The 7,262-nt window shown below is 41.0% G+C and carries 10 protein-coding genes; 4 read left to right on the top strand and 6 right to left on the bottom strand.

Translation table 11 applies throughout. The annotated features are described in order from the left end of the window. Nucleotides 1–166 precede the first annotated feature (166 nt). A complete protein-coding gene (locus tag CK510_RS23125; RefSeq protein WP_095723923.1) occupies nt 167–529 on the top strand; it encodes an STAS domain-containing protein in 363 nt (120 codons plus the stop codon). Between the two features lie 427 nt (nt 530–956). Here the strand turns inward: CK510_RS23125 and CK510_RS23120 are convergent, their stop codons facing one another. Continuing rightward, nucleotides 957–1,517, bottom strand: coding sequence for an Npun_F5560 family protein (locus CK510_RS23120; RefSeq protein WP_095723922.1), 561 nt, complete (start codon nt 1,515–1,517; stop codon nt 957–959). Nucleotides 1,518–1,765: 248 nt separating this feature from the next. Further along, a complete protein-coding gene (gene rpsF / locus CK510_RS23115) occupies nt 1,766–2,122 on the bottom strand; it encodes a 30S ribosomal protein S6 (RefSeq protein WP_095723921.1) in 357 nt (118 codons plus the stop codon). A gap of 393 nt (nt 2,123–2,515) precedes the next feature. Here rpsF and CK510_RS23110 point away from each other — a divergent pair, with 393 nt between their 5' ends. Beyond that, nucleotides 2,516–3,289, top strand: a complete 774-nt coding sequence (locus CK510_RS23110; RefSeq protein ID WP_095723924.1) for a fumarylacetoacetate hydrolase family protein — start codon at nt 2,516–2,518, stop codon at nt 3,287–3,289. 15 nt (nt 3,290–3,304) lie between these two features. Here the strand turns inward: CK510_RS23110 and CK510_RS23105 are convergent, their stop codons facing one another. From CK510_RS23105 to CK510_RS23090, 4 genes are all read right to left on the bottom strand, one after another. Further along, nucleotides 3,305–3,781, bottom strand: a complete 477-nt coding sequence (locus CK510_RS23105; protein ID WP_095723920.1) for a Tic20 family protein — start codon at nt 3,779–3,781, stop codon at nt 3,305–3,307. An 84-nt stretch (nt 3,782–3,865) separates the two neighbouring features. Then, a complete protein-coding gene (locus CK510_RS23100; protein ID WP_095723919.1) occupies nt 3,866–4,063 on the bottom strand; it encodes a hypothetical protein in 198 nt (65 codons plus the stop codon). A gap of 339 nt (nt 4,064–4,402) precedes the next feature. Further along, nucleotides 4,403–4,750, bottom strand: a complete 348-nt coding sequence (locus tag CK510_RS23095; RefSeq protein ID WP_095723918.1) for a type II toxin-antitoxin system RelE/ParE family toxin — start codon at nt 4,748–4,750, stop codon at nt 4,403–4,405. Beyond that, nucleotides 4,734–5,024, bottom strand: a complete 291-nt coding sequence (locus tag CK510_RS23090) for a type II toxin-antitoxin system Phd/YefM family antitoxin (protein WP_095723917.1) — start codon at nt 5,022–5,024, stop codon at nt 4,734–4,736. Before CK510_RS23090 ends, CK510_RS23095 begins: the two co-directional genes overlap by 17 nt. 267 nt (nt 5,025–5,291) lie before the next feature. Between CK510_RS23090 and CK510_RS23085 the strand changes: the two genes are divergently transcribed. Both CK510_RS23085 and glyA read left to right on the top strand, forming a co-directional pair. Beyond that, the gene (locus tag CK510_RS23085; RefSeq protein WP_095723916.1) at nt 5,292–5,558 is read left to right on the top strand and encodes a hypothetical protein; all 267 of its coding nucleotides are present in this window, start codon (nt 5,292–5,294) and stop codon (nt 5,556–5,558) included. A 194-nt stretch (nt 5,559–5,752) separates the two neighbouring features. Then, nucleotides 5,753–7,036: a serine hydroxymethyltransferase gene (glyA, locus tag CK510_RS23080; protein ID WP_095723915.1), complete on the top strand. Its 1,284-nt coding sequence runs from the start codon at nt 5,753–5,755 to the stop codon at nt 7,034–7,036. Nucleotides 7,037–7,262: the final 226 nt, after the last annotated feature.

Raw genomic sequence — 7,262 nt, 5'->3', positions numbered from 1 at the left:
AGTTAAGACAATTTATACGGCATGGGTACGTAATCCTTCTGTATCAAAATTATCATTTCTTGCTCCGGGTTTTCCGGTTAGAGGAATGATTTTGCTGTTAAAAGAGAAGTAGTATTTATGTCAATTTTCAGATTTTTGTTAAGTATTTCAACTACCAATTAAATTCATGAATCTCCCATCAGAATCTCAAGTCGTTTTGTTTCAACCAGTAGAACGCATCGATTTGCAAAGTGGTATTGCTTTGAATGAAAAAATGAGCCAAATTATCGCCAATGCAAACCAGCTTTGGGTAATTGATTTGGCAGAAGTGAATTTTATGGATAGTTCGGGTTTGGTTCCGTTAGTCAACGGGCTAAAAACTGCACGCAAAAATGGCTGTCGTTTGGTTTTGTGTAATGTACAAACACCTGTAAGGTTGGTGTTGGAACTAACTCAACTCGATTCAGTGTTTGAAATTTTTGATTCTTATGAACAAGCTGTTGATGTGGTCAACAGTGAAGCTACGGTTACAGCAGTAAAAGCTATATAGATTTTAAGTATCGGTAATGGTAATTGATTTGCCGTAGAGTGGTCTGTACCAGCGAATATGGCTGGTAATAATTATGACTATTCCCTACGGATTGTCGGAGCTAATATGCAATGAATAGGCAGAAATCTTTGTATTGGGATAATTATTGTTGAATTGGGATTTTTCTTGTGATTAATCCGGGCGAAATCTATAATCTAAATGAATTATTTGAGTGAGCGTGAAGCCAGTCTTATATCAATTCCATGTGAGGCTACACATTATTTTACCCTCCATACCTCCCCTTAATAAGGGGAGATGCCGCAGGCGGTGGGGTTATTTTATGCGTCTTTATATTAAATTGATATTAGGGAGCGATTAATTAGGGCTTGCCAATTTTTGAGCTTATGCAAGCTCTTATAGCTAAAAGCTAATTTTAGCAACAACTCTATTAAGCATTTGGAATTGGTGATGCATTGCCTGGGGGAGATGCTAAACGCGGAAAGCTAGGTAAATCAATACCGCTATGGGTAGCAGTGCGAGTCTTCAGTGCTAAACGGTAGCTAACGCTTTGCAGTTCTGCTTGTAACTGACGGTTTTCCCGTTGTAGCGTAGCCACTTTTTCACGCACAGGAGTCATCCGTTCTTCAAATTTACGACGGTAAATTTGAGGTAACTCTTGAACTACCTGTTCTAACATGCGGCTGCGATCGCTGAGTTCTTGTACTGTTTGTCGCAGTTGATAAATCTCAGTGTCGCGGGATGTAATTTGGTCTTGATAAAAAGTTACTTGCTGTTCGACTGCTTGTAACTGTTCACGTAAGGCTTGAATTTGGGTTTGATGACGCTCTGAGACTTCCGGTACAGGCATAAAGTTGGTATTACCCTTTACCAGTCGAAACAACTCTTGCGACAGTTGTTGCACGAGTTGATCGCGAAGTTGCAATTCTTGTCGCAACTTCGATACCTCCGTAGAGAGAGCTTGGATTGTGGAGTTATCAGTTTGGCTCACAGTGGGTTCTTGCTCCCATTAAAAATCTTTACCACTCTAAGGTATAACTGCGGTCATACTACTTTTGGCAAGTAATTGCTAATTTAACATTCTCTACGGGGTTATGAGAGGATAAAAACAAAATTTTTTACTTTTCTTTTTACGTTCTTACTTAGAAATATATTATCAGGGTGGGGAGACCCCACCCCTACGACTGCTTAAAATTTAAACAGTCCTAAACATGATGTTAAGGTTCGTGAACTAGAACTCTATACAGCCGCGACGACTTCAACTTCTTCTTCCACGACTTCCTCAGTTGTAGCAACTTCGGCGTTAGGAATATTTTGCTTGATTGTCAGGTAGCGAATAACTTCTTCACTTAGACGCATTAAGCGTTCCATTGGTGCGATCGCATTTCCACCGTTGAAATAGTTCATCTGGATATAGATGCCATCACGGTTTTTACCAATCTCGTATGCAAGACGACGCTTACCGCGATTTTGAATCTCGATATTTTGCGCCCCTTGTTCGCGGAGAAAATTCTCGTACTTGCCAATATTTTGCTCTACTTGTTCATCTCCAAGGTCAGGACGGAGAATGTACATTGTTTCGTAAACTGTTTGCATGGTCGAATTATCTCCTTTTGGACAAAATGGCTGCGGATGATTTCACTTACGAATATGTAAGGAAACAACATCGGATGCAGCAAGGACTTACAATCTTATCAGCTTTTTGATTTGATTATCTCGATTCGAGCAAACTGGACGTGCTAACCTGACACAAAAGTCGAAAACGTCAAAATCAAGTTATTTTATGTCTTAACTGACAATGGTTAATCAAGAAGTTGTGTTTTACGATATGCCGCTCGCATTCAGGAAAGGAAAACTTTCCTGCTCTTGGATCCATCAAGAGCAGCAAGATTTCGCTGTTTATCGCGTTGGCTTAAGCCTGTCGTGATGCATAGTGCCTCCGCAGGAGAATTGCAGTTTAAAAAATATTTACTTAAGGATATTGGCTATATGGCGCAACGCTACGTGCGGGTTCAAAATCAAGAGGGACAAATTTATTATGGATTGCTTCAACTATCACTTGAGGTACAACTGTTGGATGCTCCACCTTGGTTACAAGGGCAAACGACAGATTTAACTCTCTTCACAGATAGCTATCAGATTCTGGCTCCTTGTGCCCCATCTAAAATTGTGGCTGTGGGGAAAAATTATGCCGATCATGCGGCAGAAATGAAGTCGGATGTGCCAACAGAACCGTTAATATTTATTAAGCCTGCAACTACGATTATTGCTTCGGAAGCGGAAATCCTCTATCCCGCTCAATCCCAGCGTGTTGATTATGAGGGAGAGTTGGCATTGGTGATTGGCGATCGCGCTTCAAATTGCACCCTGGAGGAAGCTCAAACGAAAATTTGGGGCTACACGATCGCAAATGATGTGACGGCACGGGATTTACAATCGAAAGATGGACAATGGACAAGGGCAAAGGGTTTTGATACTTTTTGTCCCCTTGGTCCTTGGATTGTCCGCGAATTAAATCCTGGGGCACGCTTGCAGACATTTTTAAACGATGACCCTAAACCTGTACAATCAGCATGTATTGACCAAATGGTATTTTCACCCGATTTTTTGGTGTCCTATATCAGTCAAGTGATGACACTTTTACCAGGGGATGTGGTACTCACAGGTACGCCAGTTGGAGTTGGTGCGTTACATTTGGGTGATAAGGTGAGGGTGGAAATTGAAGGCATTGGTCGCTTAGAAAACGTAGTTGTGGCACGCTAGTTCAGAGACTTACTCCTAACGCACTTGCATATAAACCGCATCGGAAACAGCCGGAATTTCTGCATATTTTCCAATCAGAGAATTTACGATCGAATATACAGAGCAAGCGACAATTCCCAGAAAAATAGTTGTCGATAAAGTCTGGATTGCAAAATTTGCCCCTGGTACAACCCCAATTAATCGAATTAAATATGAACACAGTACAATTACAATGTCTAATAAGATTGCTTGCATTGTGTTGAAGCGGATAAAGTGAGGAATTTTTTCGTTTCGGACTACCAAAAAGAACAAAGCGAAAAATACTACTAAGCTACCAAAAGGAATCGCTCCGTAAATAGCGATAACTGGTAATAGGGGGATGAACAGAAAACTTAAGGCTGGAAATTGGGCAAATAGGGATGCCCCAAATACCAAAACATCTACGAGGGGAAGCAAGTAAGGTAAAGATGCAAAAATGCGATCGCGAACCGTTGTTGTACCGCGCCAAGTCATCCTGCGTTCTCCTGTGAAATTATAAAAGTATAGTTACTATATCCCTAGAATAACGCAGTTAGTTATTATTTATAATTACGGAAATCATTCGATTTTCACAATCCGAAAACCCATCATGCACTGAAACTGTTCGGGTTGTTCTTCTGTAATTTTACTTATGGTTCGACCGCAGCTAAGTTGCCCTTCACGCCAACGGGGTTTTCCACTTGCATCTGCCAGCAAGCAGGATTGACAAACTTGACCAGGAAGAAGTATTTGATTGTCAGTTATGATTGCTAGCATCCGAATCCCTCCTTAATATCAGCGATCGGTACTTAGCTCAAACTCAAACCAACTAGATTATTTAGTGGATATTTCGTAACTAAACCTCGTCCATGATGAAACCCGGAGTTTTTTTTAAGATTCAAATCCGTCATTGCGACGTAAGGTAGACACAAAGTGGCTACCCGCAGGGTAGCAATCTCAAGGTCTTTGTGGAAAACTACAGTTCTCAAAGTAGACGAGGTTTAATAAGTATTTTATGTGGAAAATGCCATATCAAGTAAATATTAACACATATCGACATCAATCCTCATCAAGCTTCTACTATTTGTTCATACAAAAACTGGAGACAGTATTAATTTATTCATCGTCATCATCTAATAGCTGTTCGGGATGACGTAAACTTTCTTGCGAACCATGACGAACTCGATGAATACGAACAATCCCTCCCCCTTCCTGTACAGTCTCACTAACAGTAAACAAAATGCGAAATTGCTTTTTGTAAAGTAGCTGCCGTACTTCTATACCCATATACTCACTTTCCGGTGACATGGGGCAGCGATTAGGGAATTTTTCCAATGTCAGCATAATTTCGTAGCACCCTCTAACCCATCGATGCGCTGCATCAACAGAATACTCCCGCATCCAGAGAAATATTTGTTCGATATCAGCAACCGCAGTTGGCGAAATTTCAACCTTGTATGTCATATTTTGTTCGCAGATGCTCGAATGCTTCATCTAGGGGGATACCTTTTCCCTGCTCAAATTCCTGCAAACTTTTGCGAATTCCTGCGCTTGTCTCCAAAATCTCTAGCCGATCGAGCAGTTCCTGATAGCTTTGGGCATCTTGAACAACCACAGATGCTTTACCGTTGACGGTAAGGATAATAGGTTCTTTTGTTCCCCTCAGCTTTTCCAAAAAGGCTTTGGCTCCTCGCTGGAATTCTGACAGTGGGTAAATGTTACGAAGACTGAGAGTCATGTTTTCAAATAATTAACAGATAATTTCATGATAATTATTTGAAGCTGTATTGTCAAAATGCGGAGTGACACGTTAAATTTCAATGGCGACAAGTTATTAAATCGACCACTACACTCAGTATACTTGCACTATATGCTACAATTATAGGCAAGTGGCGTATTTAACTAAATAGTTTTGTAGACTTTTTTCACAGACATAAAATAAACTCTTACTTAGCTGGTTGCAAATCTGGGAAACGATTTCTTTATATATGGTGAATCTGATTTCATGTATTTTAATGTTAGTGGAGTACCTCAAAACCAGCAAGAGATTTGTGAGATTAATAAGTCAGAGAAGCGACATCTTTGTGAATGGTTATGTGAAAACGGCACTGCTGAAGATTTTGTTAATTTTGAATCCATATTTGCTTTAATTGAAGATATTATTGGGTCAAATAATAAACAAGTTATATCGATAGAAAATGATGGACAAAGATTACTATATAATCAATTGGCATCAACCTTACCTAACAGTATCAATGGTGCTGATCAATGAGATGCAAACAAGTCTACATAACACTGAATAGCATAATCAGAGATTCATCACTGAAAAACTTAGTACTGAAATCTTAAAAAAACGATATCATTATTTACGCCAAGCTTTATAGTTACCATCCTCAGAGCCATAAAATGTGCTTTCACGGATGTAACTGAGCTTGTCCAATTCGCCTTAATTCAAAGGTAGTACTTGTGAGTAAAACAAATTCTGACTTTCTTGCAAATTCTGATCCTGCTGTTGCGGAGTTAATCAACGAGGAACTCCAACGTCAACGGGATCACTTAGAACTTATCGCCAGTGAAAACTTTACCTCAGCTGCGGTACTTGCCGCTCAAGGTTCCGTACTCACCAACAAATATGCCGAAGGTTTACCTGGAAAACGCTATTACGGTGGTTGCGAATACATCGATAAAATCGAACAAATCGCCATCGACAGGGCAAAACAACTGTTTGGAGCAGCCCATGCCAACGTCCAACCCCATTCCGGTGCCCAGGCAAATTTCGCCGTGTTCCTGACTCTCCTAGAACCCGGTGACAAAATCATGGGTATGGACTTATCCCACGGTGGACACCTCACCCACGGTTCCCCCGTGAATGTCTCTGGAAAATGGTTTCAAGTTGCCCACTACGGAGTTAGCAAAGAAACCGAACAACTCGACTACGAGCAAATCCGAGAGCAGGCGCTTAGGGAGCGTCCTAAGCTCTTAATTTGCGGTTATTCTGCTTACCCACGGGTAATTGACTTTGAAAAATTCCGAGCGATCGCGGATGAAATTGGTGCATACTTACTTGCGGATATCGCCCATATCGCCGGATTAGTTGCGACTGGACATCATCCCAACCCCATTCCTTACTGTGATGTGGTGACAACCACTACCCATAAAACCCTGCGTGGTCCCCGTGGTGGTTTGGTTTTGACTCGCGATGCCGAGTTGGGTAAAAAACTTGATAAATCGGTGTTCCCTGGCACTCAAGGTGGTCCATTGGAACATGTAATTGCGGGTAAAGCCGTAGCCTTTGGCGAAGCTTTAAAACCAGAATTTAAAACCTATTCTGCCCAAGTTATCGAAAATGCCCGTGCAATGGCTAGTCAATTACAGCAGCGTGGCTTAAAAATAGTATCGAATGGGACTGATAATCATTTGATGCTAGTGGATTTACGCAGTGTGAATATGACTGGGAAAGTGGCTGACCAACTTGTGAGTACGGTAAATATTACCGCTAACAAAAATACAGTCCCATTTGACCCCGAATCACCATTTGTCACCAGTGGTTTGCGTCTGGGTTCCCCAGCAATGACTACACGCGGAATGGGAACTACGGAATTCACTGAAATTGCCAATATTATTAGCGATCGCTTGATAAATCCTGATTCTGATGCAGTGACTGAAGATTGTAAACGTCGGGTTGCAGCACTGTGCGATCGCTTCCCCTTGTATCCACACATTCAGATTCCTGTGGCAGCATTAGCTTAGGTTATTAATCGGGTAATGCGATCGTTCTGATAAATAGGAATAAACATAGACAGGGATTATAAATCCCTGTCTAATAGCGAAAGTCCTCTAAAAGAGGACTAAATTTTGAGCCTTCATAGATTTCTAATTTATATAGACAAACAGAGATTTTGACACTCTCAGGTCTAAAGACACTGAGATTCTAACTTCATCCTAGTTACTTGCTCTACCAGGTTTTCACCAAGCA

Source organism: Brunnivagina elsteri CCALA 953, from assembly GCF_002289455.1.
GTDB classification, from domain to species: Bacteria; Cyanobacteriota; Cyanobacteriia; order Cyanobacteriales; family Nostocaceae; genus Brunnivagina; species Brunnivagina elsteri.
The sequence above is the reverse complement of the archived record's forward strand: the minus strand, read 5'-3'. Positions and strand labels throughout refer to the sequence as shown.